Below are 21,127 nucleotides of genomic sequence, written 5' to 3' on the forward strand. Positions count from 1 at the left end.
TCCCTCACACCCCTCGCGCCCCTCGACTTCATCGGCATCGGCCTGGGGCCCTTCAATCTCGGCCTCGCCTGTCTCACCGAGCCGGTCGACGAGCTGAACGGCCTCTTCCTGGAGTCCAAGCCGGACTTCGAGTGGCACTCGGGGATGTTCCTCGATGGGGCGCATCTCCAGACCCCCTTCCTGTCGGACCTGGTCACCCTCGCCGATCCGACCTCGCCGTACTCCTTCCTGAGCTATCTGAAGGAGTCGGGGCGGCTCTACTCGTTCTACATCCGCGAGAACTTCTATCCGCTGCGGACCGAGTACAACGACTACTGCCGCTGGGCCGCCGCGAAGCTCTCCTCGATCCGCTTCGGGACCACGGTCACCCGGGTCGCGTACGAGAACGAGAGCGAGCTGTACGCGGTCCACACCGCGGCCGGGGAGATCTTCCGCGCCCGCCGGATCGTGCTCGGCACCGGGACCCCGCCCCATATCCCCGAAGCCTTCCAGGACCTCGGCGGGGATCTGCTGCACAACTCCCGCTATATGCAGAGCAAGGAAGCGCTCCAGCGGAAGAAGTCGATCACCCTGGTCGGCAGCGGCCAGAGCGCGGCGGAGATCTACTACGACCTGCTCTCCGAGATCGACGTCCACGGCTACCGGCTCAACTGGGTCACCCGCTCCCCGCGGTTCTTCCCGCTGGAGTACACCAAGCTGACGCTGGAGATGACCTCCCCGGAGTACATCGACTACTTCCACGCGCTGCCCGAGCAGACCCGCTACCGCCTCGAAACCGAGCAGAAGGGCCTCTTCAAGGGCATCGACGGGGATCTGATCGACGCGATCTTCGATCTGCTCTACCAGAAGAACCTGAGCGGCCCGGCCCCCACCCGGCTGCTGACCAACTCCGCTCTGCACGGGGCCCGGTACGAGAACGGGGTCTACACCCTCGCGCTGCGCCAGGAGGAGCAGGAGAAGGAGTACGAGCTCCAGACCGAGGGCCTGATCCTGGCCACCGGCTACCGGTACGCCGTCCCCGCGTTCCTGGAGCCGGTCCGGGACCGTATCCGCTGGGACGGCCGGGGCCGCTTCGACGTGGCCCGCAACTACTCCATCGACACCACCGGGCGCGGGATCTTCCTCCAGAACGCCGGGGTGCACACCCACTCCATCACCTCGCCCGATCTGGGCATGGGCGCGTACCGCAACGCCTACATCATCGGCGAGATGCTCGGATACCAGCCCTACACCGTCGAGAAGTCCATCGCGTTCCAGGAGTTCGCCGTATGAGCACCGCCCCGGACTCCCCCGTGGGTTTCACCGTCCGCCCGCTCGACCCCCTCACCGACGCCGAGCTGGTCCACGGCTGGGTCACCCACCCCAAGGCTGTGTTCTGGATGATGCAGGACGCGCGCCTTGAGGACATCGAGCGCGAGTACATGGCCATCGCCGCGCATGAGCACCACGATGCCTTCATCGGGATGCGGGACGGGGTCCCGGTCTTTCTGATGGAGCGGTACGACCCCCGCTATGTGGAGCTGGTGGGTCTGTACGAGCCGGAGCCCGGCGACGTGGGGATGCACTTCCTGGTCGCGCCGACCGACACCCCGGTCCACGGCTTCACCCGGGCCGTGATCACCGCGGTGATGACGGAGCTGTTCGCGGACGAGGCGACCCGCCGGGTGGTGGTCGAGCCCGACGTACGCAACGACGCCGTGCACGCGCTCAACGAGTACGCCGGATTCGAGGTCATCGACAAGATCGACAAGCCGGAGAAGGACGCGTATCTCGGCGTCTGCACCCGGGAGCGGTTCGAGAAGAGCGACGCGATGGCCGCGCTGCGGGGAGTGAGCCGATGACCCTCACCGACGCGGTGGCCCATCTGACGCCCGGGCTCTGGGAGCGCGCCGTCCGGCTGCTGATACGGAAGGCGCTGGCCGAGTTCGCCCATGAGCGGCTGCTGAGCCCCGAGCCGCTGGGCGAGGACGCCTACCGGGTGGCGAGCGACGACGGCGCGACCGAGTACCGCTTCACCGCCCGCCGGTTCGCCCTGGACCACTGGCAGATCGACCCCGGGTCCCTCACCCGCCACCGCGACGGCGCCGAGCTCCCGCTGGACGCGCTGGAGTTCTTCATCGAGCTCCGCGCGGCCCTCGGGCTGAGCGAGCGGATCCTCCCGGTGTATCTGGAGGAGATCTCCTCCACGCTCTCCGGGACGGCGTACAAGCTGGCCAAGAAGCCGGTGACCGCCGCCGAGCTCGCCCGCTCCGGCTTCCAGGCGATCGAGACCGGGATGACCGAGGGCCACCCCTGCTTCGTCGCCAACAACGGCCGGCTCGGCTTCGGGGTGCACGAGTACCACGCGTACGCACCGGAGGCGGCGAGCCCGATCCGGCTGATCTGGCTCGCGGCCTCCCGCGAGAACGCCGTCTTCACCTCGGGCGCGGACCTCGGATACGAGTCGCTGATCGCCGGGGAGCTGAGCGAACAGACCCGCACCCGTTTCGCCGGCCGGCTCACGGCCCTCGGCCTGGACCCGGCGGACTATCTGCTGCTGCCCGTCCACCCCTGGCAGTGGTGGAACAAGCTGTCCGTCACCTTCGCCGCCGAGGTGGCCCAGCAGCGGCTGGTCTGTCTGGGCGAGGGCGACGACGAGTATCTGGCGCAGCAATCGATCCGTACGTTCTTCAATACGAGCGCACCGCGCAAGCACTACGTCAAGACCGCGATGTCCGTGCTCAACATGGGCTTCATGCGCGGTCTGTCGGCGGCGTACATGGAGGCGACCCCGGCGATCAACGACTGGCTGGCCCGGATCGTCGAGCAGGACGAGGTGCTCCGCTCGGTCCGCTTCTCGATCATCCGCGAGCGGGCGGCCATCGGCTACCGCCACCGCCAGTACGAGGCGGCCACCGACCGCTACTCCCCCTACCGCAAGATGCTCGCGGCCCTGTGGCGGGAGAGCCCGGTGGACTCGCTGGAGCCGGGCGAGCGGCTGGCCACCATGGCGTCGCTGGTCCATGCCGACCACGAGGGCCGGTCGTTCGCGGGCGCGCTGATCGACGAGTCGGGGCTCACCCCGGCCGAGTGGCTGCGCGGCTATCTGCGGGCCTCCCTCACCCCGCTGCTGCACAGCTTCTACGCCTACGACCTGGCCTATATGCCGCACGGCGAGAATGTGATCCTGGTGCTCGGCGAGGACGGCACGGTCCGGCGGGCGATCTTCAAGGACATCGCCGAGGAGATCGTGGTCATGGACCCGGACGCGGTGCTGCCACCGGCCGTGGAGCGGATCCGGGCGGAGGTGCCCGAGGACATGAAGCTGCTCTCCGTCTTCACGGACGTGTTCGACTGCTTCTTCCGCTTCCTGGCGGCGCAGCTGGTGACGGAGGGACGCCTCGACGAGGAGACCTTCTGGGGCGCGGTGGCGGAGTGCGTCCACGCCTACCAGTCGTCGGTGCCGCAGCTCGCGGAGCGGTTCGAGCGGTACGACCTCTTCGCGGAGGAGTTCGCGCTGTCCGCCCTGAACCGCCTCCAACTCCGTGACAACCAGCAGATGGTGGACCTCGCCGACCCCTCGGCCGCGCTCCAGCTGGTCGGCGTCCTGAAGAACCCGCTGGCCGGGTTCGCCCCCTGATCGGACGGGCGCGCGTGAAACGGTCCCTCACGCGCGCCCGTCTGCCCGTCGGTGGTGCGGGTCGGGGTCGCCCGCCGGGTGGCCCCGACCCGCACCACCGCCGAATGAAAGAATCCCCGTATGGCGGAAATCATCCAGAAGGACGGAACCTGGACCTTCGACGGGGACACGGTGCGCATCGTGCCCGGCTCCGACAAGGGCGTGAGCCTGCTGCGCAGGACCCTCGGCGAGCTCGCGGTGCCCCTGGCCGCGCTGGCGGGGATCTCCTTCGAGCCGGGGCGGAAGTCCGGACGGCTCCGTCTGAAGCTGCGCGGCGGCGCCGACCCCCTGCTCCAGGTCACGGGCGGCACGCTGGACGGCGGCGCCGATCCGTACCAGCTCACCGTGGAGAACGACCGCACCGGGGTCGCCGAGTACTTCGTGGACGCCGTGCGCAACGCCCTGCTGCTGGAGCAGATCCCCGCCGACCCGGTCGACTCCTACCTCCTGCCCGGCCCCGATCTGCCGATCACCGTGGGCGCGGGCGACGGCACGGTCTCCTTCGACGGCGAGCAGATCCGGCTCTCCTGGAACTGGAAGACGGAGGAGTCCAAGTCGTCCGGCGGCGCCCGCACCATCCTTCTGATGGATGTGGAGGCGGTGGAGTGGCGGCCGTCCGCCGGCCTGGAGAACGGCTATCTCCGTTTCTCCGTGACCCGCGCGTCGAGCGCCACCCCGCCGAAGTACGACCCGCACGCCGTGGATCTGTGGGGCTTCCGCAAGGACGTGCTGATGGCGCTGGTCGCGGCGGCGGTCGTGGCCCGGCTGCCCCATCCCTACGCCCCGGAGCCCGCGCCCGCGCCCGCAGCCGCACTCGCGGCCCCGCCCGCCGCCGCCCCGGACGGCGGGGAGAGCGGGATCGATCATGACGCGCTGCTGCGGCGGCTGCGCGAGCTGGGTGAGCTGCACCAGGCCGGGATACTCACCGCCGAGGAGTTCTCCACCGCCAAACAGGCGATTCTCCGGCGGATGTAGCCCATCCCCTGCCCGGAATCGGGCAGGATTCTTGCAATGACCCCCGTCAGGCCCTCAGTATCGACGGGTGCTCGAACATCACCAGCCCGGTCGTCCGCAACCCTCGGCACCATCGCATGACGACCTCGTCGACCATCTGGTCCGCAGCACCGCGCTCCGGCGCGGCGAGGCGGCCCGGGTGGTGCTCGACGTGCTGGCGTACTTCGACGAGAGGACCGAGGACTACGTCCGCCGCCGCCACCGGGAGCTCCAGTCCGGCGGGCTGGCGAACGCGGAGATCTTCGAGCGGATAGCGGCCGAGCTGCCGCACCGCGCCGTGGCGCCGCCGGAGCTGTCGCTCCGCCAGCTGCGCCGCATCGTCTACGGCTGACGACGCGGCCCGCGGCCGTCGCCCGGCATCGGTCCGACCACGAACGATCTACGGAGGGGCAGAACCTTATGTGCGGAATTGTCGGATACATCGGCCGCCGTGATGTGGCGCCGCTGCTGCTGGAGGGCCTCCAGCGGCTGGAGTACCGGGGCTATGACTCCGCCGGGCTGGTGATCACCAGCCCCAAGTCCGCCGGGCTGCGGATGGTCAAGGCCAAGGGCCGGGTCCGCGATCTGGAGGCCCGGGTGCCCAGGCGTTTCGCCGGGACCACCGGCATCGCCCACACCCGCTGGGCCACCCATGGGGCGCCCAGCGACGAGAACGCCCACCCCCATCTCTCCCAGGACGGCCGGGTGGCGCTCGTCCACAACGGCATCATCGACAACGCCGCCGAGCTGCGCACCCGGCTGGAGGCCGAGGGCGTCGTCTTCGCCTCCGAGACCGACACCGAGGTCCTCACCCATCTCATCGCCCGCTCCGGGGCCGAGAGCCTTGAGGAGAAGGTCGGCCAGGCGCTGAAGTCGGTCGAGGGCACCTACGGCATCGCCGTGATGCACGCGGACTTCAACGACCGGATCGTCGTCGCCCGCAACGGCTCCCCCGTCGTCCTCGGCATCGGCGAGAAGGAGATGTTCGTCGCCTCCGACGTCGCCGCGCTGATCGCCCACACCCGGCAGATCGTCACCCTGGACGACGGCGAGATGGCCACCCTCAAGGCCGACGACTTCCGTACGTACACCACCGAGGGCTCGACCACGACGGCCACGCCGACCACCGTGGAGTGGGAGGCCGAGTCGTACGACATGGGCGGCCACGACACCTATATGCACAAGGAGATCTCGGAGCAGGCCGAGGCCGTGGACCGGGTGCTGCGCGGCCGGATCGACGACCGGTTCTCCACCGTGCACCTCGGCGGGCTCAATCTGGACGCGCGCGAAGCGCGGGGCATCCGCCGGGTGAAGATCCTCGGCTGCGGCACCTCCTACCACGCGGGTCTGATCGGCGCGGGGCTCATCGAGTCCCTCGCCCGCATCCCGGCGGACGCCGAGCCCGCGTCCGAGTTCCGCTACCGCAATCCGGTGGTGGACCCCGACACCCTGTATGTGGCGGTCTCCCAGTCGGGCGAGACCTATGACGTGCTCGCCGCCGTCCAGGAGCTGAAGCGCAAGGGCGCGCGGGTGCTGGGCGTGGTGAACGTGGTCGGCTCCGCGATCGCCCGTGAGGCGGACGGCGGGATGTACGTCCACGCCGGGCCCGAGGTCTGCGTGGTCTCCACCAAGTGCTTCACCAACACGGTGGTCGCCTTCGCGCTGCTCGCGCTGCACATGGGCCGCATCCGCGATCTCTCGGTCTCCGAGGGCAAGCGGATCATCGAGGGGCTGCGGCGGCTGCCGGAGCAGATCACCGAGATCCTCCAGACCGAGGACGACATCAAGAAGCTGGCCGAGGAGTACGCCGGGGCCCAGTCGATGATGTTCATCGGCCGGGTGCGCGGCTATCCGGTGGCGCTGGAGGCATCCCTCAAGCTCAAGGAGATCTCCTACATCCACGCCGAGGCGTATCCGGCGTCCGAGCTGAAGCACGGGCCGCTGGCGCTGATCGAGCCCGCGCTGCCCACGGTGGCGATCGTGCCGGACGACGATCTGCTGGAGAAGAACCGCGCGGCGCTGGAGGAGATCAAGGCCCGCAGCGGACGCATCCTGGCGGTGGCCCACCGCGAGCAGGAGAAGGCCGACCACACGATCGTGGTCCCGAAGAACGAGAACGAGCTCGACCCGATCCTGATGGGCATCCCGCTCCAGCTCTTCGCGTACCACACGGCGCTGGCGATGGGCCGCGACATCGACAAGCCGCGCAATCTGGCGAAGTCGGTGACCGTGGAGTAGCCCGGCCACCCGGGGCGGTGCGCCCGTCCGCCCGCCCGGGGCGGCACCGCCCCGGGCGGTGCCGGGATCCCCCCACGCGCGCCCATCGGAGCGCGTGAGGGGACCTCGTCGGCCGGCCCGCGGCCCAGTGCGCGCCGGCCCGCGCGGTCTCAGCCGATGGCCGTCACTCCCCGGCGGACAGCGCGCGGGCGAGCGGACCGGCCGGTGAGCACGGCCCTCGCACCGTCGATCGCGCTGGAGTGCCGCGCGCCGGAAGCCAACGGGCCACGCCCAGACGCGGGATGACCGGGAGCGCGGGATACGGCGTCCACGGCGGGCCCCTTCCGTACTGGTGCGGTCGCACGGGTATCCGACGACCGGTATGTACCCTTCACCGGCGGGGAACGCACCTGTACGGGTGAGTAGATTTCCGCTCGTACGCCGGTAATTGACCGCAGGTCAGTCCGGGCGGAGATCAGGGTGGAGGTCAGGGTGGAGGTCAGGGCGGAGATCAGGGCGGAGGTCAGGGGATGACGACGACCGGGCGCTGAGCGCGCCGGGCGAGCCGTCCGGCGACCGAGCCGAAGATCCGTCCGACGATGCCGTGGGTGGAGCCGACCACGATGGCGTCGGCCGAGTACTCCCGGCCCACTTCCTCCAGCTCATGGCAGATGTCGCCGCCGCGTTCCACCAGGATCCACGGCACCTCGGCGAGATACTCCGCGCAGGCCAGCTCCAGACCGAGCACCTCGGTGCGGTGGTCGGGCACGTCCACGAAGACGGGGGGCTCGCAGCCCGCCCAGACGGTGGTGGGCAGCCGGTTGGCGACATGGACGATGATCAGGGCGGATCCGGAGCGGCTGGCCATGCCGATGGCGTAGGCGAGCGCTCGCTCACTGGAGGTCGATCCGTCGAAGCCGACGACGACGCCGTGCCGGAACGCCGGATCGCACGCATGGCGTGCCTCTTCCGCCGCTCGCAGATCCGACGTCGGGTCGGCTACCTGCTTGCGGTCCGCGGGTTCGGGAATCTCGTGACCTGCCATCGGTGTCTCGGAGAAGGAAATCCTCAGTGAGGGAACGACATGGCGACGGATGCTGTGTCCGGGAATCATCTTCCCTGGCCCATACCCGTAAGGGTACGGCGACACTCCTCTCCTGCCCAGGCCCGGTCGGCCCAATCAGGCGTTCAAGGGAGCATGCCCGAGGCGGTCCCCGTTGGCAATGCCGCTTGGCGTCTACAGCCGTTTGGACGCGCCTCGCCGCCCATGGGCGCGGCAGGGGCCCGGGGCGGCCGGGAAGACCCGGAACGGGGCTGGTGCCGCGAGAACGGCGCAGAGGAGCCCCGGACGGCCGTCCGGCAGCCCTGACCTGCCGTCCGGCGGCCCCGAGCGGGCGTCCGGCGGCCCGGGACGGCGGTCCGGCGGCCCGGGACGGCCGCTGAGGAGGTCCCGGGCGCTGCGGCCGGGGGACGGGGGCGGATATCGGCCCGGGGCGAAACGATCACCATGGCAAACCAGCACACTCCGGCGGCGGCCCGGACGCTCCACTCCTCCGTCCCCCGCCGGGGGCGTCCCGCCCGGGTCAGATGCGGCCGGAAGCGTGCCCGCCACCCGGCCGAGAGACGTGCCGCCGCAGTGACCGGAAGGCTCCACTCCTCGTTGGCACCTCGGTCACCCCGCAGCCCCGAGGGAGCTTCCGTGCCCGCACGTCCGTCCACCCGCGCCCGGTCCCACCGCCGTACGCCCACATCCGCCCCGGCATCCCCTTCCGTCCCTTCCTCCCCTTCCGTCAATTCCGCCCGTTCCATCAATTCCCGCACCTCCCGTCATGCGGCTTCCGACTCCGCGAGCGATGTGGTGCGGTGGGCGGCGTTCAGCTGTCTGCTCGTCCCGGTGGTCCTCGTCCTCTACGGGGCCTCGGTGGGCGGGGCAGCCGCCGCCGCCCTCGGCCTGGCCGCCGTGACGACCGCCTGCCGGGTGCTGCTGAGGCACTCGGAGCGGAGCGCGGCGAGGGCCCGTACGGCCGAACCCGGGGGGCGCGCGAGCGGACGGCACGCCGGAGCGGTGGCCCCGGGGCGCGGCCGGCGGGCGCGTACGGACCGGGGCCGAGGCCGGGGCCAGGGACGGGGGGCGCATCGCACCGGCCGCCACAGTGGGGGGTGTCGACCTGGAGACTGACCACTTCGCACACCCGCACCCGTATAATTTCAGCCAACTTCGTGCCGGTACCCATCCCTTGGCGAAATGGCCTGCACACCCCCTTGTCACCTGGCAGGAAAGGACTATTCGCGTCGCCAGCACCCTACGGGGACGGGCCATGCACGTCAGGCGGACTTCCCTGCGGGGCCTGCGAGTGGAACGCTTCGTGATCGAATGCTTCGCGCCAAGTTGTCATGCAGACATAGCGGGGCATGCCGAACTTGTCACGGCGGCGCCACGGGACGCAGTAGATTCGATCTTGAGTATCGAAGGCTCGTAACTCGTGCAAAACCGAGGGGAAACGTGCAGGAGCGAAAGGCCCGAAACGAACGGGGAGACGCGAATACCGAGGGGGGCTTAGCGTCATGAGTCAGGACTCCGCCGCACCGGAGGTAGCTCGAAAGCTCTCGGGGCGCCGGCGCCGGGAAGTCGTCGCCGTACTGCTGTTCAGCGGCGGCCCCATCTTCGAGAGTTCGATCCCGCTCTCGGTGTTCGGAATCGACCGTCAGGACGCCGGGGTTCCTCGCTACCGGCTGCTCGTCTGCGCGGGCGAGGAAGGTCCGCTGCGGACCACGGGCGGTCTCGAACTGACCGCGCCGTACGGCCTTGAGGCCATCGGCAGAGCGGGCACCGTCGTCGTACCGGCCTGGCGGTCGATCACCTCGCCGCCGCCGCCGGAAGCGCTCGACGCGCTGCGCCGGGCGCATGAGGAGGGAGCGCGGATAGTAGGACTGTGCACCGGCGCGTTCGTCCTCGCCGCGGCCGGTCTGCTGGACGGCCGTCCGGCGACCACACACTGGATGTACGCGCCCACGCTGGCGAAGCGGTATCCGTCCGTCCATGTGGATCCGCGCGAGCTCTTCGTCGACGACGGCGATGTGCTCACCTCGGCGGGCACGGCGGCCGGCATCGATCTCTGTCTGCATATCGTGCGCACCGACCACGGCACGGAAGCGGCCGGAGCACTGGCCCGCAGACTCGTCGTGCCGCCGAGGCGCAGCGGCGGGCAGGAACGCTATCTGGACAGGTCTTTACCTGAGGAAATCGGGTCGGACCCGCTGGCCGAGGTCGTCTCCTGGGCGCTGGAGCATCTTCACGAGCAGTTCGATGTGGAGACGCTGGCGGCCAGGGCGTATATGAGCCGGCGGACCTTCGACCGGCGATTCCGATCGCTGACCGGCAGCGCGCCGCTCCAGTGGCTGATCACCCAGCGGGTGCTTCAGGCGCAGCGGCTGCTGGAGACCTCGGACTACTCCGTGGACGAGGTCGCGGGGCGCTGCGGCTTCCGCTCGCCGGTGGCCCTGCGCGGGCACTTCCGGCGGCAGCTCGGGTCGTCCCCGGCGGCCTACCGGGCCGCGTACCGGGTGCGGCGTCCACAGGTCGAGGCCGGTCCGTCCGCGGTGGTGGAGTCGGTGGTACCGGTCCAGGCCAGACGCACCGCCGCCACGGCGGGCGCATCGGGTCCCGGGGCCTCCCAGACCCTCCCTCCGGAGCTGGGGAAGCCGCCGTCCAGCGCATACGCGGCGGGCCACGGCCGTCCCAGCCTGCCCGGCCAGCGGAGCGCGCCATAAGGTAGTCGCATGAACGACCGTATGGTGTGGATCGACTGCGAGATGACCGGGCTCTCGCTGACGGACGACGCACTCATCGAGGTGGCCGCGCTGGTCACCGACTCGGAACTGAATGTGCTCGGCGACGGGGTGGACATCGTGATCCGCCCCCCGGACGCGGCCCTGGAGACGATGCCCGAGGTGGTGCGGCAGATGCACACCGCCTCGGGCCTCCTCGACGAGCTGGCGGGCGGCACCACGCTCGCGGACGCCGAGGCGCAGGTGCTGGCGTATGTCCGGGAGCATGTGAAGGAGCCCGGCAAGGCTCCGCTCTGCGGCAACTCCGTGGGCACGGACCGCGGCTTCCTGGCGCGTGACATGTCCTTCCTGGAGAGCTACCTCCACTACCGGATCGTGGATGTCTCCTCGGTCAAGGAGCTGGCCCGCCGCTGGTATCCGCGGGCCTACTTCAACAGCCCGGAGAAGAGCGGCAACCATCGGGCGCTGGCGGACATCCGCGAGTCGATCGCGGAGCTCCGCTACTACCGGGAGGCCGTCTTCGTGCCGCAGCCCGGGCCCGACTCGGAGACGGCGAAGGCCATCGCCGCCAAGCACGTGCTGTCCGCGGAGTGAGGGCGGCGGGGCCCCGGACGGGCCCCGCGCCGGCCCTCTGGAAACCCTGGTACGAGCACCCCTGAAAACCCTGTACACTTTTTCTCGGCCGGTCAGAAAAAAGACCGGTCGTGGTGGGTGTAGCTCAGCTGGTAGAGCACCTGGTTGTGGTCCAGGATGCCGCGGGTTCGAGTCCCGTCACTCACCCTGTTGGGCCAAGGGCCCCGGTCTTCGGACCGGGGCCCTTGGCGTATCCCCGCCCGCCGGGGCCTCTCCGCAGGGAGCGGGGTCCGGTGCAGGGGTCTCCGCAGGGCCGCAGGGCCGCAGGGCCCAGGGCCTGTCCGGCCCTAGGAGGACTCGCGGATGACCAGCTCGGTCGGGAGCACGATCTGCGGTCTCCGCGCCGACCCGGCCAGGGACCTCCCGGGTCCCGCGCCGACCCGGTCGGACTCTCCGGTGATCTCCTGGAGGAGCATCCGGGCCATCGTGCGGCCCATCTCCCCGATCGGCTGACGCACGCTGGTGAGCGCCGGGTCCATATGGCGGGCCACCGCCGAGTCGTCGAAGCCGACCAGCGCCACATCGTCCGGGATCCGGCGGCCCGCCCCGCGCAGGACCTGACGGGCCCCGGCCGCCATCACATCGGAGGCGGCGAAGACCGCGTCGAGGCCGGGACAGCGGGCCAGCAGCTCCTGCATCGCGCGCCGGCCGCCCTCCTCGGTGAAGTCGGCCGGGGCTATCAGCCCCGGGGCCGGGTCCAGGCCCGCCGCGTCCAGGGCGGCGCGGTAGCCCGCGAGCCGGCACTGCGCCCCGTAGATGTCGAGGCGCCCGGTGATCGTCCCGATGCGGGAGCGGCCACGGGCCGCCAGATGGGCGACCGCGCCGAAGGCGCCCGCGTAGTTGTCCGCGTCGACCGCGGCGAGGGTCTCGTCGCCGGAGCGCCGGCCGCTGATCACGACCGGGACGGCGAGCTCCTCCAGCAGATCGGGGATCGGGTCGTCGGCGCGGACCGAGACCAGCAGCACCCCGTCCACCCGGTGCGCGGCCAGATAGTTGGCGAGTCTGCGACGCTCGCGGTCACCGCCCGCCAGCGTCAGCAGCAGCTGCATGTCCGTCTCCGCGAGAGCGGCGCCGACGCCCCGGACGATCTCGGAGAAGTACGGTTCGGCGAAGAACCGGTCCTCCGGATCGGGGACGACCAGAGCGATGGCGTCGGTGCGATTGGCCGCCAGGGCCCGCGCGGCGCGATTGGGCACATAGCCCAGCTCGGCGACGGCGGCCTGGACCGCGACCCGGGCCGACTCACTGACCCGCGGCGAGCCGTTGATCACCCTGGAGACCGTGCCGCGGCCCACTCCGGCACGGGCCGCGACCTCTTCGAGAGTGGGCCTCCCGGTGGCCCTCCCGCCATGCTGCGTACGGATCGTCCGAGACACCATGTCCGCCTCCCCTGGCTTCTCGTGTTCCGAGAACAGTACGCGCGGGTGCGGCGGCATGACCTCAACTCCACAGGTCCGGCCGGGACCTGGCCATCTCCGTCCGAACCCGCTCAGCACGACCGGCCGTGCTCCGGCGTACGCCGCCCCCGTCGCCGCCGGACGACGACCGGGGACCGGGGATCGGCGCCGCCCGACCGCAAAGGCGCGTCCCGGCCGGGATTGGGGGGAACCGGCCGGGACGCGCTGTGGGGGGCGGGAATCGTTCTCGTGGGGGGACGCTCCGGAGAGCACGCTAGCGACCCCGCGACGGACCAGGAAGGCTGTCCGGGTGCTCCCACCGCTTCTTAGGGAGCTCTTAAGGGCCGCCTAGGAACCCATTAACCCAAGGCCGGTCCGTCCGGGGCGTGCCCCGCCGCTCGCCGCTCGCCGCTCGCCGCCGGTGCACCGGTGCGCCCGGTCAGAGGCCGGGGCCGCCGCCCGCGCGGGAGCGGACCGGGACCCAGGACCGGCGCCGTTCCGCGCCCCGGTGGCCGCGACGGCGCTCCCCCGCGCCCGGGCCGCGCGGATCGAGCCCCAGCCAGATGCGTACCTCCGTGCCGCCCAGCACCGAGCTGCCGATGCGGACGTCGCCGCCGGTCGACTCGGCGACCCTGCGCACGATGTCCAGGCCGAGACCGGTGGAGCCGTCCCGCCCGTTGCTGTTGCCCCGCGTCATCGCCGCCTCGGGGTCGGAGATCCCCGGGCCCGCGTCGGAGACCAGCACGATCACCGCGTCATCGCCGTTGTGGACGTCGACCGAGAAGGGCGTGCCCTCCTGGGTGTGCCGGAAGACATTGCCGAGCAGGGCGTCGAGGGCGGCGGCCAGCTCCGGGCGGGCCACCGGGATGCGCACCGGGCGCTCCACGCCCGCCACCCGCACCTTGCGGCCCTCGTCCTCGGCGAGCGCGGACCAGAAGTCCATCCGCTCCCGTACCACCTCGGAGGCGTCACAGCCCGCGCCGGGGCCGACCGCCGTGGTCTGCGGTTTGGCCTCCCGGGCGGTACGGATGATCGTGTCCACCTCGCGCTCCAGCTGCTCGACGGCCGCCCGGGTCTGCTCGGCCGCGGGTCCCTCGCCCAGCGAGGCGGCGTTGAGCCGCAGCACGGTGAGCGGGGTGCGGAGCCGGTGGGAGAGGTCGGCGGCCAGCTCCCGCTCATTGGCCAGGAGCTGCACCACCTGGTCGGCCATGGCGTTGAAGGCGATGGCGGCCGAGCGCAGCTCGGGCGGCCCCTCCTCGGGGACGCGGGCCCCCAGCTTGCCCTCGCCGAGCTCATGGGCCGCGCCCGCGAGCCGCTGGGCCGGCTGCACCATCCGCACCCCCAGCCGGTCGGCGACGGCGACCGAGCCCACGATCAGCCCGGCCCCGACTCCGGCGAGCACCAGCCAGGCGGTGACGACCCCCTTGGAGACCTCGTCATCGGGGATGAACACCTCGACCAGCGCGATCTTCCCGGAGCTGACGGCGGTGGGCTGGACCACCGCCCAGCCGCCGGGGACCTCGGTGGAGGAGACGCGGCCGATCCGCTGGATGGCGTCGAGGTCCGACTGCGCGGCCCGGCGGGTCCCGACCTCGATGGGTGTGCTGCCCGGGGTGTCGGACGCGGGCAGATGCACCGCCATCCGGCCGTCCGAGCCGGCCGCGGTGGACCCGACCGCCAGTTCCAGCTCTTCACGGTCGGAGGTGATGGCGAGAGCGGGGCCGATGGCGGTGGCCTGCCGCTCGGCGTTGGAGAACACCCGGTCCCGGGCCATCTGCTTGACGACGAGCCCCAGTGGTACGGCGAAAGCCATCACGACCATCGCGGTGACGGCGAGCGAGACCTTGACCAGCGCCCATCTCATCTTTGATGTCCTTGTTGGTGTCCTGATCGGGAACCGCCGGGCGGTTCGAGCTTCACTCCGACGCCGCGGAGGGTGTGGAGATAGCGCGGGCGTGCCGCCGTCTCGCCGAGCTTGCGCCGAAGCCAGCTCAGATGGACGTCGATGGTCTGGTCGTCGCCGTAGCTCAGCTGCCAGACCTCGGCGAGCAGCTCTTTGCGCGGTACGACGACACCGGGGCGTCCGGCGAGAAAGGTCAGCAGATCGAACTCGCGGCGGGTCAGATCCAGTGGTGCGCCGTCGAGTTCGGCCTGGCGGCGCAGCGGGTCGATGGAGAGCCCGCCGACCTGGATGACCCGCGGTGGCGGGGCCTCTCCCGCGGACGCGCGCGATCGGCGCAGCACCGCGGCCATCCGCGCGGAGAGGTGCTCCACGGAGAAGGGCTTGGTGAGATAGTCGTCCGCGCCGTCGTTGAGCAGCCGGACGATCTCCGACTCGTCGTCCCGGGCGGTCGCGATGATCACGGGGACATCGGTGATGCCGCGCAGCATCTTCAACGCCTCGGATCCGTCCAGATCGGGCAGTCCAAGGTCCAGGATGACCACGTCGAACCGGAAATGGGCGACTTCACGCAGCGCCTCCAGGGCCGTGCCGACGCTCCGTACCGTGTGAGCGGCCTCGGTCAGATGCCGGATGAGGGCGGAGCGTACGAACTGATCGTCCTCGACCACGAGCACACTTGCCATGGGCCGCACCGTACGCCATTGGGAGTACCCGGGTCGCCACCCGGAGTTGGGACCGCTATCCGGAAGAGGCCGGTCCCGTCGGGGACAGAGTTGGGGCAGGTGGTGCAGTATGGGGCCGATGCGTAGAGGACTTGTACATGCCATGGCGTGGACGATGGCCACCGGAGCCGCGGTGACGCTGTCCTGGTGGGGCGTCCACACGGTGATGTCCGGGACCGCTTACGACGCGCCGCGGGCGCTGCCGATCAACGCGGACACGGAGACCGAGCAGGCGGCGAAGCCGCAGGTCTCCTCGACGCAGCGACCGCCGAGCCGGACGGCGAAGCAGCCCCCCGCCACCGGGCACTCCGGCGCTCGAAGGCGCCGGAGGGAACGATCCGCCCTTCGGCGACGCCGTCCGCCGGCACCGCCAGCAAGGACTCCAAGACGCCGATGGCCTCGGAGTCCTCGGGAGCGTCCGAGATCACCGGGAATGTGAAGACGTACACGGTGGACGGCGGCCGGGTCGTCTTCGACATGGCGGAGAAGACCGCGACCCTGGCCTCGGCGACGCCGAACACGGGCTGGGAGATGCGGGTGTGGAAGCAGGACTACTGGATACGGGTGACCTTCACCAAGGACGGCCGCGAGGAGTCGGTGATCTGCACCTGGTTCCAGATCGAGCCGACGGTGTCGTTCGACGAGCGCTGCACGCGCGGGAGCCGGCTTCCGTCAGCGGCTTCCGTCAGCGGCTTGCGTCAGTGACTTCCGTCAGCGGAAGACGGCGGGCGGGGGCGCGGGGGACGGCTTGGCGCCGGCGTCGGTGACCGGTGCCGCTCCCCCGGTGAAGTCGGCGAGCGCCCGGCCGTGTTCGACCCGGCCGGGGTGCGGGTCGCCCGCGGTCCGGCGGGTCAGCTCGGGGAGCGGCAGGGGGGCGTCGGAGGCCAGCAGTACGGCGTTGCCGAAGCGTCTGCCACGTAGCACGGCGGGGTCGGCGATGAGCGCCGACTCGGGGAAGACTGCCGCGGCCGTGGCGACTTGGGCGCGCAGATGGGCGAGGGGCGGGCCGTCGGTGAGATTGACGGCGTACTGCCCGCCGGGCGCGAGTACGCGGCGTATGTCGGCGAGGAACTCCACGCTGGTGAGATGGGCGGGGGTGCGCGCGCCGCTGAAGACATCGACGATGATCAGGTCGGCCCAGCCGTCGGGGATCTTCGCGAGACCCGCGCGGGCGTCGGCGGACCGTACGCGTATCCGGGCGTTCGGGTCCAGGGGGAGATGGGTGCGGACCAGCTGGACCAGGGGGGCGTCCAGCTCCACTATCTGCTGGGTGGAGCGGGGGCGGGTCGCGGCGATGTAGCGGGCGAGGGTGAAGGCGCCGCCGCCGAGATGGACGGCGCGCAGCGGGCGGCCGGGCGGGGCGGCGAGATCGGCGATATGGCCCAGGCGGCGCTGGTACTCGAAGGTGAGACGGTCCGGTTCGTCCAGGTCGACATGGGATTGCGGGGCGCTGTCGACGAGCAGCGTCCAGCCCCGGGGGCGGTCGGGGTCGGGTATGAGCTCGGCGACCCCGCCGTCCACCGGTGCGACCACGGGTTCGGGCCGCCCCGCGGACCCGGTGGAGCCCCGTCTTCTGCTCTTCGCCATAAGCCCATTATCGGCGCGGACGGGGAGTGGGGGCCGGGCGGGGTGCGGGCGCGGCGGGGGAAGGCGGGCCGGGAAGCCCCAGGTCGGGGGGGGCGTACCGGCGTCCCGGGAGGGCAGACGGGGGCACGCACCCGCACGCCGGAGGGTCAACTGCACTTGTCGGCGGCTTCGATGATGCGGGCCGCCTCGCCCAGGGCCCGGCGGAGCATGGCCGGATCGGTGACCCGGTCGGCGTCGCCGGGCGGCAGCAGCCAGCCCGTGCCGCGCACCGGGGGCTCGGCAGGGATCCGCACGCCCCGGCCCGAGGTCTGCGTACACGCGCTGCCGGGCAGATCCCAGCCGTCCGCCGTGCCGGGCGGCACCAGGAAGCCGAGGGTGTCGCAGGCCCCGTCGTGGAGCACCGGGCCGACAGCCGGAGCGGCGGTACGGCGCAGGATGTCGACGGCCTCCAGGCCCTGACGGGCGGGGACGGTCACCAGATCGCAGGGGGCCGCGGCGCCCTCGGCCAGGGGGGTGACGGCGGGCCGCTCACCGGGCGGGGAGGGGGCCGGGGCCGCGCCCGGGGCAGGCGGAGGCGGGGCCGGGTCCGATGCCTCGGGGGTCATGGCGGGGGTCGCAGGCATCCCGGCGTCACCCGGAGCGCCGGTCTCCATACGGGCTTCCATCACGGGAATCCCCTCCTCGCTCAGTTGAAGACACGGACCGCGCCTCCAAGGGGTTCAACGGCCGGAGGCGTCAAGGGCTACGGTGCCACTCCGCCCAAAGGGTGGCAGTTCATGGCAGATCGCGGCGGAGTCATCCCTTTTGCGGCCACACTCCGTGTGCACAGATCGGCACAGCAGGTATACCCCCGGCCCGCCGCCGGGGGGAGATGCGGCCGTTACGCAGAGAGGGCTCGGCCATGGCGTCGTCACCACCGGCACCACAAACACCACCGGCACCACGGACACCCCGGACAGCGGGCGCCCCCCGGAACCCCGGGATTCCGGGGCAGCGCCGGGACCCCGTTCCCAACACGGCCTTCCGGCGGCTGCGGGGCCGGCTCTCGCCGGGAGAGTTCGCGGCGGCCGTCCGTAAGGCGGCCCGGGCGATCGGGGAGAAGGTGTCCTGCGACGCCCGCTACATCGGACGCGTCGAAGCGGGCGAGATTCGCTGCCCTAACTACGCCTACGAACGGGTATTCCTTCATATGTACCCGGAGCTGACGATGGCGGATCTGGGGTTCACCGCGCGCGAGGCGGTGCGCGGCGGAAGGCGGGGACGGCGGCGGACGGCCGAACCGGGCCCGCCTTCGGGGGAGTTCGCCGACCGCGTGACCGGTTCCCGCCCCGGCGCCGAGAGCGGCGCCGGTGTCCACGACGGCGAGGAGAGCGAAGTGTTGCGTCGTGCGTTCATGACGGGCGGACCCGCCACCGTGGCGGCGTCGTTCAGCCTCGGCTCCGCGCCGCGGTCCGGAGCCGGACCAGTGCAACGGAAGGTCGGGGAGCCGGAGGTGTCCGCGGTGGAGGAGGCCGTACGGCGGATCAGGCTCCTCGACGACCGGCATGGCGCGGACAGCCTCTATCTGCGGGCCGCCGAGCCGCTGCGGGCCGCGTACGCCCTGCTCGACTCGGGGTTCTCGGCACGCCGCTCGACCACGGCGCGGCTCCACTCGGGCGCGGGCGAGCTGGCCCTGTCCGTGGGCTGGCTGGCGCATGACTCGGCCCGTCCCGACGACGCCCGCTCGCATTACGCGGAGGCGCTGGCGACGGCCCGGCTGGCGGGCGATCCCGCGCTGGAGGCCCATGCCTTCTCCAATACGTCCTTCCTGGCCAGGGACGCGGGCCGGTACCGGGAGGCGGTCCGCGCGGCGGAGGCGGGGCTGCGCGCGGCCCGGGGGCTGGGCTCCTCGCGGCTGCTGTCGCTGCTGTCGCTGCGGGAGGCGGGCGGCTGGGCGGGCCTCGGCGACCGTACGGAGTGCGAGCGCGCGCTGGCGCGGGCGCGGGAGCACTTCGACCGGGGCGATCCGGCGGCGGACCCCGAGTGGATGTCGTTCTTCGGGCGGCCGGAGGAGGAGGCGCTGCGGGCGCACTGCTGGGCGGCGCTCGGGGAGTGGCCGCGGGCGGCCCGGCACGCACGGCGAGCGGCGGCGCTCCAGGACCACCGCTTCACCCGCAATCTGGCGCTGTACCGGGCGGAGCTCTCGGTGGATCTGGCCCGGGCGGGGGCCCCGGACGAGTCGGCGGACGCGGGCATGCGGGTGCTGGATCTGCTGGACGGGGTCCAGTCCTCCCGTATCAGCGCCAGGCTGCGCACGACGGCGCAGGCGCTCCGTCCGTACCGCGCGGCCCCGGGCGTCGCGGAGTTCCTGACACGGCACGGGGAGGGGGCGCGCGGGGCGTGACGGGAGCGGGCGCGCGGGGCGGCCCGGGTTCACGGGGTGCGCGGCACCGCTCGGACGCGCGGTACGCGCGGGTCGCGAGAGGCACCGCACGACAGCACAACCATCACGGGGCCTGAGGGGTCGAACAGGGACGACGATGTGATTCTTCGTCGTCCCTGTCACCCCGCCCGCCCCCAACGTTCAGGAATACGTCGATGAACTCACACAGCGCGGTCCGCGCTCTCGTGCTGGCGTCCGCCATCGCGGTCACCGCCTCTCTCGCCGCCCCGGTGGCATCAGCCGACCAGCAGCCCCCCAAGGGGCTGTCCGGAGCCGGACAGCCGGACTTCAACGGCGACGGATACGGAGACGTCGCCGTGTCCGCTCCGCGGGCGACGGTGAACGGCGAGAAGTACGCGGGGTACGTGTCCGTGCTGTACGGCTCGAAGACCAAGACGGTCACCGCGAGCAAGCGCGTCTTCCATCAGAACACCCCCGGGGTCCCCGGGAACGTGGGATCGGACGAGTTCGGCACCGCGCTGGCCTCCGCCGACCTCGACCGGGACGGATTCACGGACCTGGTGGTCGGCGCTCCGTTCGACAATATGTCCGGGTCGGGGAAGGACGCCGGCTCTCTCACCGTGATCTGGGGCAGCCGACAGGGACTGTCGACCTCGGCGCTGCTGCTGAGGGGCTCGCAGAAGTACGCCAAGGCCGGCCACAAGGTGGTGACCGGCGACTTCGACGGCGACGGCGACCAGGACATCGCGACCAACGACAACCGTACGGATCTGAGGGTGCTCGACGGCCCGTTCCGCCGGAACGGGCAGGCCGCCGGGACCTCGCTCCTCAAGGACCGGGACAACGTCGACATCACGGATCTGGCGTCCGGCGATGTGAACAAGGACCAGAAGGACGACATCGTGGCGACCCGGGGGTTCAGCGGGGAGACCGAGGCCAGGCACACCGTGCTCTGGCAGGGCTCCGCCGAGGGGCTGCGCGACTACTCGGTCGTCACCGGACCGGAGGAAGCGCCCCTGCGGGGCGAGCATGTGGCCCTCGGCGACATCAACGGGGACGGCCATGACGACCTCGTCGTGGGCCGTGCGCAGGAGGACCGCCAGCAGCCCCATTCCCAGCACCTCGGCGGCACGATCACCTATCTGCCCGGCTCCGAGTCGGGTCCGCTGGGCGAGCAGTCCCAGGCGATCAGCCAGCGCACCCCCGGCGTCCCGGGCAGCCCGCAGTGGGGCGACGCCTTCGGCACCGGGCTCTCGATCGGGGACATCGACGGCGACGGATACGGCGATCTCGTCACCGGGATACCCGGTGAAGGCTTCAACGGGCGGAACCACGCGGGCTGGTTGACCACCGTGCCCGGCTCCTGGCTGGGCCCGGACAGCACCAAGGCGCGCGCGTACTCCCAGGACACCCCCGGGGTGCCGGGCGTGGCGACGACCTGGGACAACTTCGGCACGAACACCGCGGTCACGGACACCAACGGGGACGGCCGGGGCGAACTGATCGTCGCCGCGGCCCGCGAGTACCGGGGTACGGGATCGGTGTACGTGCTCAAGGCCGCCGCCTCCGGGGTGACGACGAAGGGGACGATCCTGGTGCGCCCCAAGGACATCGGCATGCCGGGCGAGGACCAGGGCTTCGGGACGGCCTTCAGCCGATAACGCCCTCCGGGCGATAGGAAGTTCGGGGGCGGCCCCGGTCGTTGCGGGGGACTGGATCGACCGGGGCCAGGGAGCGCGGTGCGCCCCCTCTTCCCCTGCCGGGACGTGACACCGGTCAGGGGGGTTCATGGGGGTGGGTCCGTCCGGCCGGGCCTGGATGCGTGACGCCCTGCCGGCCGGACGG

The 21,127-nt window shown here is 71.6% G+C and carries 17 protein-coding genes and 1 tRNA gene; 12 read left to right on the forward strand and 6 right to left on the reverse strand.

Annotated elements, in window-relative coordinates; all coding sequences use genetic code 11:
• The first annotated feature begins 30 nt into the window (after nucleotides 1–30).
• From FF041_RS20545 to glmS, 6 genes are all read left to right on the forward strand, one after another.
• Nucleotides 31–1,272 carry a lysine N(6)-hydroxylase/L-ornithine N(5)-oxygenase family protein gene (locus tag FF041_RS20545; RefSeq protein ID WP_323392337.1) on the forward strand — a complete coding sequence of 414 codons (1,242 nt, stop codon included), beginning with the start codon at nucleotides 31–33 and terminating at the stop codon, nucleotides 1,270–1,272.
• A complete protein-coding gene (locus FF041_RS20550; protein WP_153486513.1) occupies nucleotides 1,269–1,841 on the forward strand; it encodes a GNAT family N-acetyltransferase in 573 nt (190 codons plus the stop codon). Before FF041_RS20545 ends, FF041_RS20550 begins: the two co-directional genes overlap by 4 nt.
• Entirely contained in the window at nucleotides 1,838–3,619 is a 1,782-nt protein-coding gene (locus FF041_RS20555) for an IucA/IucC family protein (RefSeq protein ID WP_153524154.1), read from the forward strand. The genes FF041_RS20550 and FF041_RS20555 overlap by 4 nt, the downstream gene beginning before the upstream one ends.
• Before the next feature lie 120 nt (nucleotides 3,620–3,739).
• Nucleotides 3,740–4,633, forward strand: a complete 894-nt coding sequence (locus FF041_RS20560; protein ID WP_153524155.1) for a DUF4429 domain-containing protein — start codon at nucleotides 3,740–3,742, stop codon at nucleotides 4,631–4,633.
• 67 nt (nucleotides 4,634–4,700) lie between these two features.
• Nucleotides 4,701–5,003 carry a hypothetical protein gene (locus FF041_RS20565; RefSeq protein ID WP_323372297.1) on the forward strand — a complete coding sequence of 101 codons (303 nt, stop codon included), beginning with the start codon at nucleotides 4,701–4,703 and terminating at the stop codon, nucleotides 5,001–5,003.
• A gap of 68 nt (nucleotides 5,004–5,071) precedes the next feature.
• Nucleotides 5,072–6,889 (forward strand): glutamine--fructose-6-phosphate transaminase (isomerizing), encoded by a 1,818-nt coding sequence (gene glmS, locus FF041_RS20570; RefSeq protein ID WP_153524156.1) that lies wholly within the window; start codon nucleotides 5,072–5,074, stop codon nucleotides 6,887–6,889.
• Between the two features lie 502 nt (nucleotides 6,890–7,391).
• Here the strand turns inward: glmS and FF041_RS20575 are convergent.
• Nucleotides 7,392–7,913: a universal stress protein gene (locus FF041_RS20575; RefSeq protein ID WP_153486508.1), complete on the reverse strand. Its 522-nt coding sequence runs from the start codon at nucleotides 7,911–7,913 to the stop codon at nucleotides 7,392–7,394.
• A gap of 1,520 nt (nucleotides 7,914–9,433) precedes the next feature.
• Here FF041_RS20575 and FF041_RS20580 point away from each other — a divergent pair.
• From FF041_RS20580 to FF041_RS20590, 3 genes are all read left to right on the forward strand, one after another.
• Nucleotides 9,434–10,639 carry a GlxA family transcriptional regulator gene (locus FF041_RS20580; protein WP_153486505.1) on the forward strand — a complete coding sequence of 402 codons (1,206 nt, stop codon included), beginning with the start codon at nucleotides 9,434–9,436 and terminating at the stop codon, nucleotides 10,637–10,639.
• A gap of 9 nt (nucleotides 10,640–10,648) precedes the next feature.
• Nucleotides 10,649–11,251 (forward strand): oligoribonuclease, encoded by a 603-nt coding sequence (orn, locus tag FF041_RS20585; protein WP_153524157.1) that lies wholly within the window; start codon nucleotides 10,649–10,651, stop codon nucleotides 11,249–11,251.
• A 113-nt stretch (nucleotides 11,252–11,364) separates the two neighbouring features.
• Nucleotides 11,365–11,437 (forward strand) — tRNA-His (locus FF041_RS20590).
• Nucleotides 11,438–11,577: 140 nt separating this feature from the next.
• Here the strand turns inward: FF041_RS20590 and FF041_RS20595 are convergent.
• From FF041_RS20595 to FF041_RS20605, 3 genes are all read right to left on the reverse strand, one after another.
• A complete protein-coding gene (locus FF041_RS20595; RefSeq protein WP_153524158.1) occupies nucleotides 11,578–12,669 on the reverse strand; it encodes a LacI family DNA-binding transcriptional regulator in 1,092 nt (363 codons plus the stop codon).
• Nucleotides 12,670–13,126: 457 nt separating this feature from the next.
• Nucleotides 13,127–14,551, reverse strand: a complete 1,425-nt coding sequence (locus tag FF041_RS20600) for a sensor histidine kinase (RefSeq protein ID WP_153524159.1) — start codon at nucleotides 14,549–14,551, stop codon at nucleotides 13,127–13,129.
• On the reverse strand, nucleotides 14,548–15,273 hold the full coding sequence (locus tag FF041_RS20605; RefSeq protein ID WP_153524160.1) for a response regulator transcription factor: 726 nt from the start codon (nucleotides 15,271–15,273) through the stop codon (nucleotides 14,548–14,550). The genes FF041_RS20600 and FF041_RS20605 overlap by 4 nt, the downstream gene beginning before the upstream one ends.
• A 432-nt stretch (nucleotides 15,274–15,705) precedes the next feature.
• Between FF041_RS20605 and FF041_RS38015 the strand changes: the two genes are divergently transcribed.
• Nucleotides 15,706–16,017, forward strand: a complete 312-nt coding sequence (locus FF041_RS38015; RefSeq protein ID WP_194292108.1) for a hypothetical protein — start codon at nucleotides 15,706–15,708, stop codon at nucleotides 16,015–16,017.
• A gap of 6 nt (nucleotides 16,018–16,023) precedes the next feature.
• Here FF041_RS38015 and FF041_RS20615 read toward each other — a convergent pair whose 3' ends face one another.
• Together FF041_RS20615 and FF041_RS20620 are read right to left on the reverse strand one after the other, a co-directional pair.
• Nucleotides 16,024–16,899 carry a spermidine synthase gene (locus tag FF041_RS20615; RefSeq protein ID WP_153524161.1) on the reverse strand — a complete coding sequence of 292 codons (876 nt, stop codon included), beginning with the start codon at nucleotides 16,897–16,899 and terminating at the stop codon, nucleotides 16,024–16,026.
• A 146-nt stretch (nucleotides 16,900–17,045) separates the two neighbouring features.
• Nucleotides 17,046–17,564: a hypothetical protein gene (locus FF041_RS20620; RefSeq protein ID WP_228388462.1), complete on the reverse strand. Its 519-nt coding sequence runs from the start codon at nucleotides 17,562–17,564 to the stop codon at nucleotides 17,046–17,048.
• A gap of 236 nt (nucleotides 17,565–17,800) precedes the next feature.
• On the opposite strand from FF041_RS20620, the gene FF041_RS20625 reads away from it, so the two are divergent.
• A complete protein-coding gene (locus FF041_RS20625) occupies nucleotides 17,801–19,282 on the forward strand; it encodes a tetratricopeptide repeat protein (protein ID WP_407698176.1) in 1,482 nt (493 codons plus the stop codon).
• Between the two features lie 194 nt (nucleotides 19,283–19,476).
• Complete coding sequence (locus FF041_RS20630; RefSeq protein WP_153524162.1) at nucleotides 19,477–20,943, forward strand: FG-GAP-like repeat-containing protein; 1,467 nt, start codon at nucleotides 19,477–19,479, stop codon at nucleotides 20,941–20,943.
• Nucleotides 20,944–21,127 lie beyond the last annotated feature (184 nt).

This window comes from Streptomyces jumonjinensis, from assembly GCF_009600885.1.
Lineage (GTDB): Bacteria > Actinomycetota > Actinomycetes > Streptomycetales > Streptomycetaceae > Streptomyces > Streptomyces jumonjinensis.